This is a genomic window from Amycolatopsis sp. NPDC033938 (assembly GCF_055575975.1).
In genome coordinates this window covers 634,950-652,740 of sequence record NZ_JBVIRO010000002.1, presented here as the reverse complement: position 1 = coordinate 652,740, position 17,791 = coordinate 634,950, and the positions used below count along the sequence as shown (strand labels likewise).

16 protein-coding genes, 1 pseudogene and 1 riboswitch are annotated in these 17,791 nt (G+C 68.6%); of the genes and pseudogenes, 10 read left to right on the top strand and 7 right to left on the bottom strand.

Translation table 11 applies throughout. The features are described from left to right. Window positions 1-18: 18 nt before the first annotated feature. The 4 genes from ACZ5ZX_RS09755 (at window position 19) to cobN (ending at window position 5,843) form a co-directional block, all read left to right on the top strand. Window positions 19-927 carry an ABC transporter ATP-binding protein gene (locus ACZ5ZX_RS09755; RefSeq protein ID WP_465501573.1) on the top strand — a complete coding sequence of 303 codons (909 nt, stop codon included), beginning with the start codon at window positions 19-21 and terminating at the stop codon, window positions 925-927. Further along, window positions 924-1,775, top strand: coding sequence for an ABC transporter permease (locus tag ACZ5ZX_RS09750; protein ID WP_465501572.1), 852 nt, complete (start codon window positions 924-926; stop codon window positions 1,773-1,775). The genes ACZ5ZX_RS09755 and ACZ5ZX_RS09750 overlap by 4 nt, the downstream gene beginning before the upstream one ends. Before the next feature lie 3 nt (window positions 1,776-1,778). Then, window positions 1,779-2,024: a helix-turn-helix transcriptional regulator gene (locus ACZ5ZX_RS09745; protein WP_465501571.1), complete on the top strand. Its 246-nt coding sequence runs from the start codon at window positions 1,779-1,781 to the stop codon at window positions 2,022-2,024. A gap of 108 nt (window positions 2,025-2,132) precedes the next feature. Further along, a riboswitch (cobalamin riboswitch) is annotated at window positions 2,133-2,208 on the top strand. A gap of 53 nt (window positions 2,209-2,261) precedes the next feature. Continuing rightward, complete coding sequence (cobN, locus tag ACZ5ZX_RS09740; protein WP_465501570.1) at window positions 2,262-5,843, top strand: cobaltochelatase subunit CobN; 3,582 nt, start codon at window positions 2,262-2,264, stop codon at window positions 5,841-5,843. Window positions 5,844-6,045: 202 nt separating this feature from the next. On the opposite strand, the gene ACZ5ZX_RS09735 is transcribed toward cobN, so the two are convergent. Further along, complete coding sequence (locus ACZ5ZX_RS09735; RefSeq protein WP_465501569.1) at window positions 6,046-7,134, bottom strand: dihydrofolate reductase family protein; 1,089 nt, start codon at window positions 7,132-7,134, stop codon at window positions 6,046-6,048. 116 nt (window positions 7,135-7,250) lie between these two features. On the opposite strand from ACZ5ZX_RS09735, the gene ACZ5ZX_RS09730 reads away from it, so the two are divergent. From ACZ5ZX_RS09730 to ACZ5ZX_RS09720, 3 genes and pseudogenes are all read left to right on the top strand, one after another. Further along, window positions 7,251-7,550, top strand: a complete 300-nt coding sequence (locus ACZ5ZX_RS09730; protein WP_465501568.1) for a hypothetical protein — start codon at window positions 7,251-7,253, stop codon at window positions 7,548-7,550. A 186-nt stretch (window positions 7,551-7,736) separates the two neighbouring features. Next, window positions 7,737-7,937 (top strand): annotated as a pseudogene (locus tag ACZ5ZX_RS09725) (HNH endonuclease); the annotation flags it as partial. Between the two features lie 128 nt (window positions 7,938-8,065). Then, on the top strand, window positions 8,066-9,652 hold the full coding sequence (locus ACZ5ZX_RS09720) for an ABC-F family ATP-binding cassette domain-containing protein (RefSeq protein WP_465501567.1): 1,587 nt from the start codon (window positions 8,066-8,068) through the stop codon (window positions 9,650-9,652). Here ACZ5ZX_RS09720 and paaE read toward each other — a convergent pair. From paaE to paaZ, 6 genes are read right to left on the bottom strand one after another with little or no spacing between them, the layout of a single operon-like run. Beyond that, entirely contained in the window at window positions 9,630-10,703 is a 1,074-nt protein-coding gene (gene paaE / locus ACZ5ZX_RS09715) for a 1,2-phenylacetyl-CoA epoxidase subunit PaaE (protein ID WP_465501566.1), read from the bottom strand. The two genes, ACZ5ZX_RS09720 and paaE, sit on opposite strands and share 23 nt — an antisense overlap. Before the next feature lies 1 nt (window position 10,704). Then, window positions 10,705-11,193: a 1,2-phenylacetyl-CoA epoxidase subunit PaaD gene (gene paaD, locus ACZ5ZX_RS09710; protein ID WP_465501565.1), complete on the bottom strand. Its 489-nt coding sequence runs from the start codon at window positions 11,191-11,193 to the stop codon at window positions 10,705-10,707. Further along, window positions 11,187-12,044: a 1,2-phenylacetyl-CoA epoxidase subunit PaaC gene (paaC, locus tag ACZ5ZX_RS09705; RefSeq protein ID WP_465501564.1), complete on the bottom strand. Its 858-nt coding sequence runs from the start codon at window positions 12,042-12,044 to the stop codon at window positions 11,187-11,189. Before paaC ends, paaD begins: the two co-directional genes overlap by 7 nt. A 1-nt stretch (window position 12,045) precedes the next feature. Beyond that, window positions 12,046-12,330, bottom strand: coding sequence for a 1,2-phenylacetyl-CoA epoxidase subunit PaaB (paaB, locus tag ACZ5ZX_RS09700; protein WP_037303338.1), 285 nt, complete (start codon window positions 12,328-12,330; stop codon window positions 12,046-12,048). Then, window positions 12,327-13,271, bottom strand: coding sequence for a 1,2-phenylacetyl-CoA epoxidase subunit PaaA (paaA, locus tag ACZ5ZX_RS09695; RefSeq protein ID WP_465501563.1), 945 nt, complete (start codon window positions 13,269-13,271; stop codon window positions 12,327-12,329). Before paaA ends, paaB begins: the two co-directional genes overlap by 4 nt. Continuing rightward, window positions 13,268-15,298: a phenylacetic acid degradation bifunctional protein PaaZ gene (gene paaZ / locus ACZ5ZX_RS09690; protein WP_465501562.1), complete on the bottom strand. Its 2,031-nt coding sequence runs from the start codon at window positions 15,296-15,298 to the stop codon at window positions 13,268-13,270. Before paaZ ends, paaA begins: the two co-directional genes overlap by 4 nt. A 203-nt stretch (window positions 15,299-15,501) precedes the next feature. Here paaZ and paaI point away from each other — a divergent pair, with 203 nt between their 5' ends. The 3 genes from paaI to ACZ5ZX_RS09675 are packed head-to-tail and all read left to right on the top strand — an operon-like array spanning window position 15,502 to window position 17,761. Then, window positions 15,502-15,885 carry a hydroxyphenylacetyl-CoA thioesterase PaaI gene (paaI, locus tag ACZ5ZX_RS09685; RefSeq protein WP_465494711.1) on the top strand — a complete coding sequence of 128 codons (384 nt, stop codon included), beginning with the start codon at window positions 15,502-15,504 and terminating at the stop codon, window positions 15,883-15,885. After that, window positions 15,882-17,171, top strand: coding sequence for a phenylacetate--CoA ligase PaaK (paaK, locus tag ACZ5ZX_RS09680; protein WP_465501561.1), 1,290 nt, complete (start codon window positions 15,882-15,884; stop codon window positions 17,169-17,171). The genes paaI and paaK overlap by 4 nt, the downstream gene beginning before the upstream one ends. Further along, a complete protein-coding gene (locus tag ACZ5ZX_RS09675; RefSeq protein WP_037303334.1) occupies window positions 17,168-17,761 on the top strand; it encodes a TetR/AcrR family transcriptional regulator in 594 nt (197 codons plus the stop codon). Before paaK ends, ACZ5ZX_RS09675 begins: the two co-directional genes overlap by 4 nt. Window positions 17,762-17,791: the final 30 nt, after the last annotated feature.

The window sequence follows — 17,791 nt, the reverse complement described above, 5'->3', positions numbered from 1 at the left end:
TGAGATGGGGGTGACGAAATGAGAGATCCACATGACGTGATGGTCTCCGTCAAAGATCTCCGGATGCGCTACGGGACGAACGACGTCCTCCACGGCGTCGACTTCACCGCGCACCGGGGTGAAGTGATCTGTCTGCTGGGGCCGAACGGGGCGGGCAAGACCACGACGATCGAGATCCTCGAAGGCTTCCGGATGCGCTCGGAAGGCGAGGTCAGCGTGCTGGGCACCGACCCGGCGCAAGCGGACGAGAACTGGAGGGCGCGGCTGGGGGTCGTCCTCCAGGCCTGGCGCGACCACGCGAAATGGCGGGTACGGGAACTGCTGGAGCACCTGGGCGGTTACTACGCGCCGTACTCCACCGAGCACATCAAGCGGCCGTGGGATCCGGACGAACTGATCGCCGCGGTCGGACTGACCGAACACGCCAGCAAGCGGGTCCGGATGCTGTCGGGCGGGCAACGACGCCGTCTCGACGTCGCGATCGGCATCGTCGGCCGTCCGGAACTGCTGTTCCTCGACGAACCGACCGCCGGACTGGACCCTGAGGCGCGGCGTGAGTTCCACGACCTCGTGCACCGGCTGACCGATGACGACGACACGACGATCCTGCTGACCACGCACGACCTCGACGAGGCCGAGAAACTGGCCGACCGGATCCTGATCCTGAACCACGGCCGGATCGTGGCCGACGGTTCAGCCGACGCGCTGAGCAGGCAGATCGCCGGTGAGGCCGAGGTGCGCTGGACCCTGGACGGCCAGCGGTTCGTGCACTCGACCACCGAATCGACGAAGTACGTGCACGAACTGTTCAAACAGCATGGCGACGCCATCGGCGATCTGGAGGTCCGGCGGGCCTCCCTGGAGGACACGTACATGACGCTGGTCCGCAAGGCGGAAACGCCGCTCGTGGCGGTGGGTGCGCGATGAACGCGGTTCAGCACAGCCTCCGGCTGGGCGTCCAACGCGGCCTCCTCGAGTCGCGCCAGACCCTGACCAACCGCGAGGACCTGTTCAACACCTTCCTCTTCCCGGTGATCTTCGTGGTCGTCATGTTCTTCATGCGCGACTCGAAACTGCCGGGGACGGAGTTCTCACTCGGCGCCGCCACCGTGCCGAGCGTGCTGGGCGCGTCGATCGTGTTCAGCGGCATGCTCGGGATGGCGGGCGTCCTCGCCGTCGAACGTGAGGACGGCACGCTGCTGCGCGCCAAGGCCACGCCGAACGGGATGCTCGGTTACCTCGTCGGCAAGGTCGTCACGATCTCGATCGGGACGGTCATCGGGATGCTGCTGGTGCTGATCCCCTGCCTGTTCCTGTTCGACGGCATCGCGCCCGGCGGCCTCACGTCGTGGCTGGGCCTGCTGTGGGTGCTGGCGATCGGCCTGCTCGCCACCATGCCGATCGGCGCGATCTTCGGCTCGCTGACCACCAACGCGCGCAGCATCGGCCTGATCATGCTGCCGACCTTGGGCATCGGCGCGATCTCCGGCATCTTCTACCCGATCACCGCGCTGCCGGAATGGCTGCAGGGCATCGGACAGGTGTTCCCGATGTACTGGCTCGGCCTCGGTATGCGGTCGGCGCTGCTGCCGGACTCGACGGTGATGATCGAGATCGGGCAGTCCTGGCGGCCGTGGGAGACCCTGGGCGTGCTGACCGCGTGGGCCGTGATCGGATTGGTGCTGGCCCCGGTCGTCCTGCGGCGCATGGCGCGGCGCGAGTCCGGGTCCTCGGTGGCGGCACGACGGGAAAAGGCGATGCAGCGAATTGGCTAGTTCATGAGCGAGGTCGTTTACAACCGGATCGCGATGTTACGGGCGGAGCGGGGCATCTCCCGCCGCGAACTCGCCGATGCGCTGGGTGTGCATTACCAGACCATCGGCTATCTCGAACGCGGCGAGTACAGCCCGAGCCTCTATCTCGCCCTGCGGATCGCGGAGTTCTTCGAGGTGGCGGTGGAGGTCATCTTCTCCACCGCTCCTTTCCCCCGGATCGGGGACTCCTCTTCGGAACGCTCGGCGTGAGGTAATGACGGTCAGAACCGTCATTACCTCACACGAGCCGGAACACATCACCTTGACGCCGGGCCGGGCCGCCCGGAGAGTGGGCTGGAACCCACGCGTCGGCAGGTGGAGGAACCCGGTGAGAGTCCGGGGCGGTCCCGCCACTGTCACCCCTCACAGGCACGAGAGGGGGAGCCAGGAACTCCCGCCGGCGCGACCGCACGACCCGGGGCGCGGACACCCCGAGTGAGGACTGCCGTGATCCTGCTTCTGTCCACTTCGGACACCGACCTGCTCAGCGCCCGTTCCAGCGAAGGCGACTACCGGCTGGCCAACCCGGCCCGGCTCGACCTCGCCGAACTGCCCGCCCTGCTCGACGGCGCCCAGATCGTCGTCGTCCGGATCCTCGGGTCCGAGCGCAGCTGGCAGGAGGGTCTGGACACGGTCCGCGCGAGCGGCGCGCACGTGGTCGTCCTCGGTGGCGAGCAGACGCCGGACGCGCAGCTCATGAAGCTGTCCACGGTCCCGGCGGGCACGGCGGCGGAGGCGCACGCGTACCTCGCGCAGGGCGGCCCGGCCAACCTCACCCAGCTGTACCGGTTCCTCAGCGACACGCTCCTGCTCACCGGCGACGGCTTCGAGCCGCCCGCCGTGCAGCCCCTCTGGGGTGTCCTGGAGCGCGAGCCCAAGAACACCGAGGGCCCGGTCATCGCGATCCTCTACTACCGCGCGCATCACCTCTCCGGCAACACCGAGTTCGTCCACTCCCTCTCCGACGCCATCGAGGACGCCGGGGGCCGGGCGCTCCCGATCCACTGCGCGTCCCTGCGGACCCGCGAGCCGGAGATGATGGCCGAACTGGCCAAGGCCGACGCGCTCCTGGTCACCGTGCTGGCCGCCGGGGGCACCCGGCCGTCCGAGGTCGGCGCCGGTGGCGACGACGAGGCGTGGGACGTCTCCGAGATGGCCGCCCTCGACATCCCGATCCTCCAGGCCCTCTGCCTCACCAGCGACCGCGAGACCTGGTCGGCGAACGACGACGGCCTCTCCCCGCTCGACGCCGGGAACCAGATGGCCGTCCCCGAGTTCGACGGGCGGCTGATCACCGTCCCGTTCTCGTTCAAGGAGATCGACGACGACGGCCTCCCGAAGTACGTGCCGGACGCCGAACGCGCGTCCCGGGTCGCCAAGATCGCGCTGGCGCACGCCCGGCTGCGCCACACGCCTCCGCCGGAACGCCGCATCGCGCTGATGCTTTCCGCGTACCCGACCAAGCATTCCCGCGTCGGCAACGCCGTCGGGCTCGACACCCCCGCGTCCGCGATCGAACTGCTGCGCCGCATGCGCGAGCAGGGGTACGACCTCGGCGAGGACCCCTTCCCCGGCGTCGAGCCCACCGGCACCGACCAGCCCGACGGTGACGCGCTGATCCACGCCCTCATCGCGGCGGGCGGGCAGGATCCGGAGTGGCTGACCGAGGAGCAGCTGTCCGGCAACCCGATCCGCGTCCCCGCGGACAAGTACCGCGAATGGTTCGCCGAGCTTCCCGCGGAACTCCGTGAAGGTATGGAGGAGCACTGGGGCCCCGCCCCCGGCGAACTCTATGTGGACAACGGCGACATCGTGCTCGCGTCGCTCCAGTCCGGCAACGTCATCCTGATGATCCAGCCGCCCCGCGGCTTCGGCGAGAACCCGGTGGCGATCTACCACAACCCGGACCTCCCGCCGAGTCACCATTATCTGGCCGCCTACCGGTGGCTGGAGGAGGAGTTCGGCGCGCACGCCGTCGTCCACCTCGGCAAGCACGGTTCGCTGGAATGGCTCCCCGGCAAGACGGCCGGCCTCTCGGCTTCCTGCGCGCCGGACGCCGTCCTCGGCAATCTGCCGCTGATCTACCCGTTCCTGATCAACGATCCCGGCGAGGGGGCGCAGGCGAAACGGCGTGCGCACGCCACGATCGTCGACCACCTGATCCCGCCGATGGCCCGCGCCGAAAGCTACGGCGACATGGCCCGGCTGGAGCAGCTCCTCGACGAGCACGCCAACATCGCCGCGATGGATCCGGCGAAACTTCCCGCGATCCGCGCGCAGATCTGGACGCTGATCCAGGCCGCGAAGCTCGACCACGACCTCGGCGTCGAAGAACGTCCGCACGACGCGGAGTTCGACGACTTCCTGCTGCACATCGACGGCTGGCTGTGCGAGGTCAAGGACGCCCAGATCCGCGACGGCCTGCACATCCTCGGTGCCGCGCCGGAAGGCGAGGCGCGGATCAACCTCGTACTCGCGATGCTGCGTGCCCAGCAGATGTGGGGCGGCAAGCAGGGCGCGGTGCCGGGTCTGCGCTCCGCGTTGGGGCTGAAGGAGAACAGCGACGCACCACTGTCCGAAGTGGACGCGATCGAGCAGAAGGCCCGGTCGCTCGTCGAGGCGATGGAGGCCAGGGACTGGTCCCCCGCCGCCGTCGCCGAGGTCGTCGCCGACGTGCCGGAACACCAGGAGGTCGCCCGTGTGCTGACCTTCGCCGCGACCGAGATCGTGCCGCGGCTGGCGGGCACGAGCGGAGAGCTCGACGCGGTGCTCCACGCGCTCGACGGCGGTTACATCGCGGCAGGCCCCAGCGGGTCTCCCCTGCGCGGCCTGATCAACGTGCTGCCCACCGGCCGCAACTTCTACACCGTCGACCCGAAGGCCATCCCGAGCCGCCTCGCCTGGGAGACCGGGCAGGCGCTCGCCGACTCGCTTCTCCGGCGATACCGCGAGGACACCGGGGATTGGCCGCGGTCGGTCGGTCTCTCGGTCTGGGGCACATCGGCCATGCGCACCTCGGGTGACGACGCCGCGGAAGTCCTCGCCCTGCTGGGTGTCCAGCCGGTCTGGGACGAGGCGTCGCGTCGGGTCACCGGCATCGAGGCGATCCCGCTCGCCGAGCTGGGCCGTCCGCGGATCGACGTCACCGTGCGGATCAGCGGGTTCTTCCGCGATGCCTTCCCGCACGTGATCAGCCTGCTGGACGACGCCGTGCGGCTCGTCGCGAACCTGGACGAGCCGGACGAACAGAACTTCGTCCGCGCCCACACCCGCGCGGATCTCGCCGCGCACGGTGACGAACGCCGGGCCACCACGCGGATTTTCGGTTCCAAGCCCGGCGCGTACGGCGCGGGCCTGCTGCCGCTGATGGACTCCGGGAACTGGCGTGACGACAAGGATCTCGCCGAGGTCTACGCGGTGTGGGGCGGTTTCGCCTACGGCCGTGACCTCGACGGCAGGCCAGCGCGCGAGGACATGGAGAACTCGTACAAGCGGATCGTGGTCGCGGCCAAGAACACCGACACCCGCGAGCACGACATCGCCGACTCCGACGACTACTTCCAGTACCACGGCGGGATGATCGCGACCGTCCGCGCGCTGACCGGGACCGCGCCCGCGTCCTACGTCGGCGACAGCACCACCCCGGACGCGGTCCGCACCCGCACCCTCGGCGAGGAGACCGCCCGTGTCTTCCGTGCCCGCGTGGTCAATCCGCGCTGGCTGGCCGCGATGCGCAAGCACGGCTACAAGGGCGCGTTCGAGCTGGCGGCGACGGTCGACTACCTGTTCGGTTTCGACGCCACCGCGGGCGTGGTCGGCGACTGGATGTACGAGAAGCTCACCGAGTCCTACGTGCTCGACGAGGTCAACCAGGAGTTCCTGCGCCAGGCCAACCCGTGGGCGCTGCGCGGCATCATCGAGCGCCTGAACGAGGCGGCCGACCGGGGACTCTGGGCGGAGCCGGACGCCGACCTTTTGGCTCAGCTGCGTGAGGTCTACCTCTCGCTGGAGGGCGACCTCGAATCCTGACGTCACCCGCTGGAGCAGCGCCATGGCCCGCCCGGCGGTACCACTGTCATATGCGCAGAACTTAGCGTGACAGAGGCGGTGGGACGTCAAGGATCGGGAGGACAGCCATGATCAAGCGTCTGTTGAAGGTCGTGCTTCGCCACGGTTGCTGCTCGGCGTGCACCGGTCTGGGCTGCGGCTGCTGCGACGCCTGCAAGTAAGTTCAGGGGTGGACACCCGGGATATGGGTGTTCGCGCGGCGGACGTCGGCGGCGAGGGCTGGTACCTCGATCACCCGGCGTCCGGCCGCTTCCAGCGTTTCGGCGCCGACGCAGTCGACGAACACCGACGGCTCACGCCAGGCGAACACGACTCGGGGAAGGCCGGCGTCGAGGATGAGCTGGGTGCAGCTTCGCGGATGTGACGTCCGCGAGCTGCACGGCTCCAGCGACGTGTACATCGTCGCCTCCGCCAGCCGCGGGTCACCGGGTTCGAGCTTCGCGAGCGCGGCTTCTTCCGCGTGGTTCGCGGGATCGCCGTCCCCCGAGTAGCCGGTGGAGATCACTTCGCCGTCGGCGTCGGTGATGACCGCGCCGACGCGGAAAGTCCGCGGCGGGCAAAGATCCGCCAGTGCGATGGCCTCACGCAGCCGCAGAATGTCCACTTCGGACGGTTCCGGGGTGGCGTGGTACTCCAGGACGGCGACATCGCCCAGCCGGCTGCTTTTGACCAGGTTCAGCCCGCGCGGGAAGGCACCGGGGCCGATGAACCTCGGCGCGCGCGGATCACCGACGAAGAAGGGCGCGATCGCCAGATGCAGCTCGTCGACCAGTCCCTCGGTGAGGAACTGGGTGTGGATCGCGCCGCCGCCTTCGACCATCAGCCGCCGCACGCCGCGGGCGTGGAGGTCCGCCAGCATCTCGCGCAGTCCGGTCAGCTCGACCACGGTCGCCTTCACACCCGTGACGACCCCGGGCGGCGCGTACACCAGCTTCTCGGCGTCGCCGAGAGTGAAGAACTGGGCCGCCGGATCGAGTGACCCACTACGCGTCAGCGTGACCTTGACCGGTTGTTCCGGCCGCCCGGCGGCGACGCGCTCACGCACCAGCTCCGGCGAGCGGACCAGCAACCTGGGATTGTCGGCGCGGACCGTGTTCGCGCCGACCAGGATCGCATCGGACGCCGCCCGCAGACCGTCCACCCTGGCCCAGTCGTCCTCGTTGGACAGCACCAGACGGGTGTCGGTCGCGTCGTCGAGGTAACCGTCCAGTGAGACCGCGGCGGACAGCAGGATGTGGGGGCGTTCGCTCACGTCGTCAGTATGCCCTCGCGGGTCGCGGGTCGCCGAGGTGACAGGGCGGCGCTTGGGGTGGTGGGGCTTGTGTCACGTCCTCCGTTGCCGGAATTCGGCAGCGATAGCATAGGCAGGTGATCGACCTCGCCCGGTTCGTCGCGGCCGTCCATACCTACGCACCGAAGTGGGAAGCCATCGCGATTCAATGGCAGCTCAATCTCGGCCCTGAATACGAGAAGAGATCGGCCTGGGTCGCCTGCGAGACCGGTGACATGGTGGGCTGGTTCATCATCTGGACCAGCGGCGAAGCCGAACTCGAGGTTGGAAACCTCGACACCGGCGTCGTCGACTGCGTTCATTACGACCTCGCCGGCCCAGAAGAACTCACCGCTCGCCTGGACGAGCTCACCCGCAAGCTGACCGAGCGGACCTGACGACCCTCCACTATGGGCGGACATCACCAAGTGCGCACATCCCCGATTTCCCTTGCCACGAAAGGCATTACCGAATATCGGCGACGTTCGCGGCACTCGCATGATCCAGAACTGTCGGTGGAGGGTCGTAGGTTGATCGGGTGGAAACTTACGGAGCCACCGCTGTGGCGCTACTCGAGGAAATCACCGTGGCAGTTCCAGGGGCACACCGACGCCGGCGACCTCATCGCCTTCTGCCGCCGCGACCATCGGCTCAAGGACGAACCCGGGTGGATCTACCGGCTGGCACCGGACGGGACCCTGACGATCACCACACCGACCGGCCAGACCTACGACAGCACGCCACCTCCTCTGCACACACCCCGCAGCGAGGAGGCACCGTTATGACCCTGTTGCCGCGAAACGGCAATCAGCCGGAAAAATCGATCGCCACGCGGCCACGCCCGGGCTAACCTGGCCGAGTGATCTTCTGAGACGAACCTGCGCCCTCATCCACCTCCTTCGCAGGGAGTCTCATGTCTTCTTCCTTGACGCTTTCCGACGTCACCTTCACCTGGCCCGACGGCGCCCCCGTATTCGAGCGCCTCTCGCTCACCATCGGCACCGGCCGCACGGGCCTGGTCGGCACCAACGGTTCCGGTAAGTCCACGCTGCTCAGACTGCTCGCCGGCGACCTGCGGGCCCCCTCGGGCTCCATCACCGCACCGGGGGAAATCGGCTACCTGCCGCAGAATCTCGTCCTGGACACCGACCGCCGCGTCGACGACGTCCTTGGCGTCACCGCGATCCGCGCGGCGATCAAGGCCGTCGAGAGCGGCGACACCGCCGAGGAGCACCTCGCCACCATCGGCGACAACTGGGACGTCGAGGAGCGCACCCGCGCTGTCCTCGACCGGCTCGGCCTGGGTGTCGTCCGTCTGGACCAGCGGGCCGGGGAGCTGTCCGGCGGCGAACTCACGCTGCTCGGGCTGGCCGCGCTGCTGCTGCGCCGTCCGGCCGCGCTGCTACTGGACGAACCGACCAACAACCTCGACCTGCGGGCCCGCGAACTCGTGCACCGCGAGGTGGAGGACTGGAACGGGATTCTCGTGGTGGTCTCGCACGACCGCGAACTGCTCCAGTCGGTCGACCGGATCGCCGAGGTCCGAGACCACGAGGTCACCCTGTACGGCGGCAACCTCGCGGACTACGAGCACGCCGTCGAGGTCGCGCAGGAAGCCGCGCGGCGACACGTCCGGGCGGCGGAATCCGACGTCAAGCGACAGAAACGGGAGCTGGCCGAAGCCGGGATCAAACTCGCCAGGCGGGCCCGCTACGGCCAGAAGATGTGGGACACCAAACGCGAACCCAAGGGACGGATGCGCAAACGCCAGGAGGACGCGCAGATCGCCGCGGGCAAGTACCGGAACCTCCACACCGACAGGCTCGAAACCGCCGTCGAGGCGCTGAAAGCCGCGGAAGGACTGGTGCGCGAGGACGCCGAGATCCGCGTCGAACTGCCGGAGACCACGGTCCCCCGTGGCACGGACGTGCTCCGGATCGACGCCGTGCCCCGGTTCGGCCCGGCGGTGGACCTGCACGTCATGGGGCCCGAGCGGATCGCGCTCGTCGGGCCGAATGGTTCGGGCAAGACCACCCTGCTCCGCACGATCATCGGCGAACTCCCGCCGAAGTCGGGCGACGTGGGGCTGTTCGTCCCCACCAGGCTGCTCCCCCAGCGGCTCGACATCCTCGACGACACGTTGTCCATTGTGGACAACGTGCGGCTGGTCGCGCCGTCGCTCACCGACAACGAGATCCGCGCCAGGCTGGCGCGCTTCCTGTTCCGGGGCATGGCGGCCGAACGCACGGTGGCGTCACTGTCCGGCGGGGAACGGTTCCGCGCCGCGCTGGCGACGTTGCTGCTGACCGAGCCCACGCCACGGTTGTTGTTGCTCGACGAGCCGACGAACAATCTCGACCTGGCGAGTGTGCGGCGGCTCACCGAGGCGCTCCTGGCCTACCGGGGCGCGCTGATCGTGGCGAGCCACGACCGGCCGTTCCTGGCCGACATCGGCATCACCCGGAGGGTGCCTCTCGTCAGGCGTCGAAATCCACGGTGACGGACTCGGAGATCGGCACCGACTGGCAGGTGAGCACGAAACCGGCGTCGACCTCGGCCTTCTCCAGCGCGAAGTTGCGCCGCATGTCGACCTTGCCGTCGCAGATCTTCGCCCGGCAGGTGCCGCACACCCCGCCCTTGCAGGCGAACGGCAGATCGGGACGGTACTTCTGCGCGCCGTCGAGCAGTGAGGAGCTACGCGGCAGCGTCATCGTCGTCGAGCGGCCGTCGAGGACCAGCGTGACCTCGCTGGAGGACCCCACGACGGCCGGATCGATGTGATGTACCGGCTCCGGCGGAGTGTCCACATAGAACAGTTCCTGGTGGACGCGCTCGTCGGCAACACCAAGAGAGCGCAACAGTTCCTGTGCGCCGGTCACCATCTCGAACGGCCCGCACAGCCACCAGTGCGCGACGTCCTCGACCGGGATCAGCACCGTGCACAGGCGCCGCAGCTTCTCCGCGTCGAGGCGGCCGGTGAACAATTCGGCTTCACGCGGCTCACGGGAGAGAACGTGCACGAGTTCGAGCCGCGCCGGGTAGCGGTCCTTCAGGTCGGCGAGGTCGTCGGCGAACATGACGGTGTCCGTGCGCCGGTTGCCGTAGAGCACGGTCACCGTCGCGTCGGAATCGCCGAGCAACGACGACGCGATCGACAGCACCGGCGTGATCCCCGAACCCGCCGCGATCAGCACGTGATGCCCGGCGGTTTCCAGCTCCGGGGTGAAGTTGCCGGTCGGCGCGGCGACCTCGATCTCGTCACCGGGCCGCACGTGGCGCACCAGCCACGACGAGAACAGCCCGCCCGGCACCTCCCGGACGCCGACCCGCGGCGCCGCACCGGCGGGTGCGCAGATCGAGTACGAGCGGCGCTCGTCCCTGCCGTCGATTTCGCGACGCAGGGTCAGCGACTGTCCCGCCTTGAACCGGAAGGTTTCGGCGAGGTCTTCGGGCACGTCGAAGGTCACCGCGACGGCGTCGTCGCACAGGCGCTGGACGTCAGCCACCTTCAGGGTGTGGAACCCGGTGCGGCGCAGGGTGGACGCGGTCACGCTAGATCTCCTTGACGTGTTCGAACGGTTCGAGGCAGGACCGGCAGCGGCGCAGCGCCTTGCACGCGGTCGCGCTGAACCGGGACTGCTCCTCGGTGTCCGCGGAACCACAGTGTGGGCAGCGGACCGACGACATCGGCGGGCTCAGCGTGAGCGGGATCGGGCCGGTCCGCCGCGGCGCGGCCCCCGGCGGCGCGATCCCCGCTTCCGCCAGTTTCCGCTTGCCGTCCTCGGTGATCCAGTCGGTGGACCAGGCGGGTTGCAGCACCGTGCGGACCTCGACCTCGCCGTAGCCCGCGCCGGTGAGCGCGTGCACGAGGTCGTCCCGCATGGTGTCCATCGCCGGGCAGCCGGTGTAGGTCGGAGTGATCGCGACGACCACCCGACCGCCGGATTCGGACACTTCCCGTAGCACGCCGAGGTCGGCGAGGGTCAGCATCGGCAGTTCCGGGTCGGTGACCGTGGCCGCCACGGCGTACGCGGTCACCATGTCGCGTCCGGATGTTCCCTGGCGACACTCTGCAACTCCGCCAGCAGGTAACCCATCCGCTCGGTGTGCACGCCGTCGCGACCCATCCGCCCGGAAACCCCGGCGATGGCGCCGACCTCGGGGCGTGTCAGCTTCGCGACGGCCAGCACCTGGTCGAGGATCGCGTCGAACTCTCCCCGCAGCGACGGCGACTCGACGAATTCGTCCCGGTGTGCCACGAAAAGCTCGTCGACGTAGGGCCAAACGGCGTCGAGGCCCTCCTGCATCCGCTCGTGCGAAAGCTCGGTCCCGTCGCCCAGCCGCACGGCCCACTGCGCGGCGTAGTCGCGGTGGTAGGCGACCTCCTTGACACCCTTGTCCGCGATGGCCGCCAGCACCGGATCGACACTGGTCTGCAAGCGCTGCAACAGGGCGAGCCGCCAGATAGAGAAGACCAGCAGCCGCGCGATCAGATGCCCGAAATGGCCGCCGTCGAGTTCGGCGAGCCGGACGTTGCGGTACTCCTGCTCGCTCCGGAAGAAGGCGTAGGAGTCCTCGGTGCGTTCACTGCCATCGGCCTTGCCCGCGCGGGCCAGCAGGAGCCGCGCCTGGCCGAGCAGGTCGAGCGCGATGTTCGCGATCGCGACCTCGTCCTCGAGTTCGGGCGCGTTCGTGCACCACTCCTGCAGCCGGTGCGAAAAGATCAGCGCGTCGTCGCCGAGCATCAGGCAATAGGCCGCCAGCCGGGTACCGTCCACACCGGACGGAACCGTCGTGTCCACACCGGACAGTGGGTCCTCGAAGCCGGTCCCGAAGGCCCAGCGGGAGTCGTTCTCCTCGGTGATCGCCTCGTAGGCGTTGTCGAAGCTCATGTCAGATGTGGGGGACGTTGTCGGGGATGTCGTAGAACGTCGGGTGCCGGTACACCTTGTCGCCACTGGGCGCGAAGAACGGGTCCTTCTCGTCCGGTGAGGACGCCGTGATGGCGCTCGCCCGCACGACCCAGATCGACACGCCCTCGTTGCGGCGGGTGTACAGATCCCGCGCGTGATGCAGCGCCATGTCGTCGTCCGCGGCGTGCAGCGAACCCACGTGGACGTGGTTCAGGCCGCGCTTGCCCCGGACGAACACCTCGTACAACGGCCAGTCGTGCTTCATGCCGAGGCACCTTTCTTCGCGGCGTGGGCTGTCGCGGCTTCGCGCACCCACGCACCGTCTTCCTGTGCCCGCCGCCGATGTGCGATGCGCTGGGCGTTGCAGGGACCGTTGCCCTTCAACACGTTCTTGAACTCTTCCCAGTCCACCGCGCCGAAGTCGTAATGCCCGCGCTCGGGGTTCCACTTCAGATCCGGGTCGGGGAAGGTGACGCCCAGCGCTTCCGCCTGCGGAACAGACATGTCGACAAAGCGCTGCCGCAGCTCGTCGTTGGTGTGGCGTTTGACCTTCCACGCCATCGACTGCGCGGTGTTCGGCGATTCCGCGTCCGGCGGGCCGAACATCATCAGCGACGGCCACCACCAGCGGTTCACCGCCTCCTGCACCATCTCCCGCTGCTTGTCTGTACCGCGCATCATCGTCATCAGCAGTTCGAAACCCTGCCGCTGATGGAAGGACTCCTCCTTGCAGATGCGGATCATCGCCCGCGCGTACGGCCCGTACGAGCTGCGGCACAACGGGACCTGGTTGCAGATCGCGGCGCCGTCGACCAGCCAGCCGATCACGCCGACGTCGGCGAAGGTCAGCGCCGGGTAGTTGAAGATCGACGAGTACTTCTGCTTGCCGTTGATCAGCTTGTCGGTCAGGTCCGCGCGGTCCGCGCCGAGCGTGGCCGCCGCCGAATACAGATACAGCCCGTGCCCGGCCTCGTCCTGCACCTTCGCGAGCAGGATCGCCTTGCGCCGCAGGGAAGGCGCGCGGGTGATCCAGTTGCCCTCGGGCTGCATGCCGATGATCTCCGAATGCGCGTGCTGCGCGATCTGCCGGATCATCGTCTTGCGGTAGCCCTCGGGCACCCAGTCGCGCGGCTCGATCCGCTGATCACGCGCGATGGTCGCTTCGAAGTGCTGTTCGAGGTCTTCCTCAGGCAGCGTCGCTGTCATGACTGCTCCTTCGCCACCAGGGTCAGCACGTCGTACTTGGCGACCGAGTCGCCGTCCTGGTTGGTCACGTCGGCGTCCCAGCGGACCTCGCCGTACTCCTGGTCGATGCGCGGGGTGATCTGCTTCGCGGTCAGGGTCACGGTCAACGAGTCGTCGACCTTGACCGGGGTGAGGAACCGCAGGTTCTCCAGGCCGTAGTTGGCCAGCACCGGGCCGGGCTCCGGCGAGACGAACAGGCCCGCGGCGAAGGAGACCACGAGGTATCCGTGCGCCACGATGCCGCCGAACAGGGGGTTCGCCGCAGCCGCCTCGGGATCGGTGTGCGCGTAGAAGGTGTCACCGGTGAACTCGGCGAAGTGGTCGACGTCGGCTTGCGTGACCTGACGCGGCCCGGCGACCACGGAGTCGCCGATCTTGAGTTCCGCCAAGGACTTCCGGAACGGATGGACGTCGCCCTCGGTGCGCGGGGCACCCGCGACCCAGCGGCCGGTGACCGTGCTGAGCACCTTCGGGCTGCCCTGGACTGCGGTGCGCTGCATATGGTGCAGCACGCCGCGGATCCCGCCCATCTCCTCGCCGCCCCCGGCGCGGCCGGGACCGCCGTGGACCAGCTGCGGCATCGGCGAACCGTGGCCGGTGGATTCCTTGGCGTCGTCGGCATCGAGCACCAGCAGGCGGCCATGGTACGGCGCGACTCCGAGGACGACCTCGCGCACGAACTCCTTGTCCGCGGAGACCACGGAACCCACGAGGCTGCCGCCGCCGCGCGCGGCGAGTTCGACGACCTGCTCGGTCGAGGTGTAGGGCAGCAGCGTCGACACCGGGCCGAACGCCTCGACCTCGTGCGGCTCGGACCGCTCCGGGTCCGCCTTCAGCAAGACCGGCGAGATGAAGGCGCCACGTTCGGCGTCCGCACCGACGACATCGACCTGCTCCGGGTCGCCGAAGACGACCGTGCCGACGTCCAGCAGTGCCTTCAGCGACCGCCGGACCTCCTCACGCTGCTCCAGGCTGGCCAGCGCGCCCATGCGGACGCCCTCGGCGGTGGGGTTGCCGATGGTGACCTTCGCCAGCCGCGCGCTCGCGGCCTCGGCGACGTCGTCCAGCAGGTCCGCGGGGACGAAGGCGCGCCGGATCGCGGTGCACTTCTGACCGGCCTTGACCGTCATCTCGGTGGTCAGCTGCTTGACGAAGAGGTCGAACTCGGTCGTGCCGGGTTTGGCGTCCGGGCCGAGGATCGACAGGTTCAGCGAGTCGGCCTCGGCGTTGAACCGGACGGAGTTGCGCACGATCGCCGGATGCGCGCGCAGCTTCTGCGCCGTCGAGGCGGAGCCGGTGAAGGAGACGAGGTCCTGCGCGGTGACGTGGTCGAGCAGGTCGCCCACGCTGCCGGCGACGAACTGCAGCGTGCCCTCGGGCAGGATGCCGGACTCGATGATGATCTCGACCAGGCGCGCGGTCAGGTACGCCGTCTGGCTGGCGGGCTTGATCAGGCTCGGCACCCCGGCGAGGAACGCGGGCGCGAATTTCTCCAGCGGGCCCCAGACGGGGAAGTTGAAGGCGTTGATCTGGACGGCGACCCCGCGCAGCGGGACGGCGATGTGCTGCGCGACGAAGGTGCCACCCTTGCTCAGCGGCTCGACGTTGCCGTCGACGTAGACGGTGTCGTTCGGCAGTTCGCGCTTGCCCTTGCTGGAGTAGGCGAACAGGACGCCGATGCCGCCGTCGATGTCGACCATCGAGTCGGTCTTGGTCGCGCCCGTGCGCGCCGACAGCGCGTACAGCTCGTCGCGGTGTTCGCGCAGGTGCGAGGCCAGTGCCTTCAGCAACGCCGCGCGCTGGTGGAAGGTCAGCTCACGCAGCGCGGGACCGCCGGTGCGGCGGCCGTACTCCAGCGCCGCGGCGAAGTCGATGCCCTCGGACGAGACCCGGGCGACCTCCTCGCCGGTCGAGGCGTCGTGCAGCGGTACTCCGTCGTTGTCCGCCGTGTGCCATCCGCCGGAGACGTAGCTGCGCAGCAATGCCATGGGGCCGAACCCTTCGATGGTGGATTAACAGACCGTCCGTTCAGTAATTCACTGTAGCTCGCCTCCCGGGTCTTGCAAACCCCCGGACGGCGGCGGATCCTTGACATCCACGCGGAAGCGCGCCTTTACTGGCGACGCCCTTTAACAACCGTCCATTCGGTCAGTAACCAGGTGGTGTCATGACGACCAACGCGGCGCACGCGATGTTCGCCGACGATCTGGCGTCGAGCACGCTGGGGATCGAGCTGATCGAGGCCGCCGAAGGGCACGCCGTCGCCACCATGCGGATCACCGAGACGATGGTGAACGGCCACGGCATCGCGCACGGCGGCTACGTCTTCCTGCTCGCCGACACGACGTTCGCCTGTGCTTGTAACAGCCATGGCCCGGTCACCGTCGCGTCCGGCGCGGAGATCTCCTTCGTCACGGCCGGACGGCTCGGCGACCACCTCATCGCCACCGCCACCGAGCGGACCCGCTACGGGCGCAACGGCATCTACGACGTCACCGTGCACCGGGAGACCCCCGAGGGGCCGGAGGTCGTCGCCGAATTCCGCGGCCGGAGCCGCACCATCGAAAAGGCATGACGATGACTTTCCGCGACGACGCCGAGACCCTGACCATCGACGAACTCCAGGCGCTGCAACTGAACCGCCTCCGGTGGACCCTGCGGCACGCCTACGACAACGTGCCGTTCTACACCAGGAAGTTCGACGAGGCGGGCGTCCACCCGGACGACTGCAAGGCGCTGGAAGACCTGGCGAAGTTCCCGTTCACCACCAAACAGGACCTGCGCGACAACTACCCGTTCGGCATGTTCGCGGTGCCGGAGTCGCAGGTCAGCCGGATCCACGCGTCCAGCGGCACCACCGGCAAGCCGACCGTCGTCGGCTACACCGCCGAAGACATCGACACCTGGGCGACGGTGATGGCGCGGTCGATCCGCGCGGCGGGCGGGAGGCCGGGCGACAAGGTCCACGTGGCCTACGGATACGGGCTGTTCACCGGCGGCCTCGGCGCGCACTACGGCGCCGAGAAACTGGGCTGCACGGTGATTCCCGCGTCCGGCGGCATGACAGCGCGCCAGGTGCAGATCATCACCGACTTCAAACCCGAGATCATCATGGTCACCCCGTCGTACATGCTCACCCTGCTCGACGAGTTCGAACGGCAGGGCGTCGACCCGCAGGCCAGTTCGCTCAAGGTCGGCATCTTCGGCGCGGAACCGTGGACCGAGCAGATGCGCGCCGAGATCGAAGAGCGCGTCGGCATCGACGCCGTCGACATCTACGGCCTGTCCGAGGTGATGGGGCCCGGCGTCGCGCAGGAATGCGTCGAAACCAAGGACGGGCTGCACATCTGGGAGGACCACTTCTTCCCCGAGGTGATCGACCCGTTCACCGAAAAACCGATCGACGGCACCGGTGAACTGCTGTTCACCTCGCTCACCAAACAGGCGCTGCCGATCATCCGCTACCGCACCCGCGACCTCACCCGGCTACTTCCGGGCACCGCGCGACCGGCGTACCGGCGGATGGAGAAGGTCACCGGCCGCACCGATGACATGATCATCCTGCGTGGCGTCAACGTCTTCCCCACGCAGATCGAGGAAGTCGTGCTGGTGACCCCCGCGCTCGCTCCGCATTTCCAGCTGATCCGGTCGACGAAGGGCCGGATGGACCACCTGACGGTCCGCGTCGAAGCCCGCCCGGACGCGACTGCCGAGCAGCGCGCCGAAGCCGCCGCGCGACTGATCGCCGGGGTCAAGGACGGGGTCGGCGTAAGCGTCGGCGTCGAGGTGGTCGACCCGGACACCTTGGAGCGTTCGCTGGGCAAGATGCGCCGCGTCCTCGACGAGCGGGACCGCGGTTGAGCACCCCCGCCCGCCGGGGGCGCCCCGGGTACGACCTCGAATCGCTGCTGCAGGTCGCGGTCAAGCTGTTCAACGAACGCGGCTACGACGGCACCAGCATGGAGGACCTCTCCCGCAAGCTCGGCATCACGAAATCCGCGATCTACCACCACGTGCCGAGCAAGGAGGAGCTGCTGCGGCTCGCCGTCGACCGCGCGCTGAACGGCCTGTTCGCCGTCGCCGCCGAGACGGAGTCCTTCGAGGGCAGGGCGATCGAGAAGCTGGAGCATCTGGTGCGGGGCAGTGTCCTCGTGCTGGTGGAGCAGCTGCCGTTCGTCACGCTGCTGCTGCGGGTCCGGGGCAACACCAAGATCGAACGGGCCGCGCTGGCGCGGCGGCGCGAATTCGACCGGCTGGTCACGGAACTGGTCAAACAGGCCGAAACCGAGGGCGACGTGCGGCCCGACATCGATCCCGCGGTCACCGCGAGGCTGCTGTACGGCATGGTGAACTCGCTGATCGAGTGGTACCGGCCGCGCCGGGGCTCCGCGGGCACGGAACTGGCGGACGCGGTGTGCAAGATCGCCTTCGACGGGCTGCGTGCGCAGTAGGCGGGGGCTGAAGGGGACTTTCCCCGCATC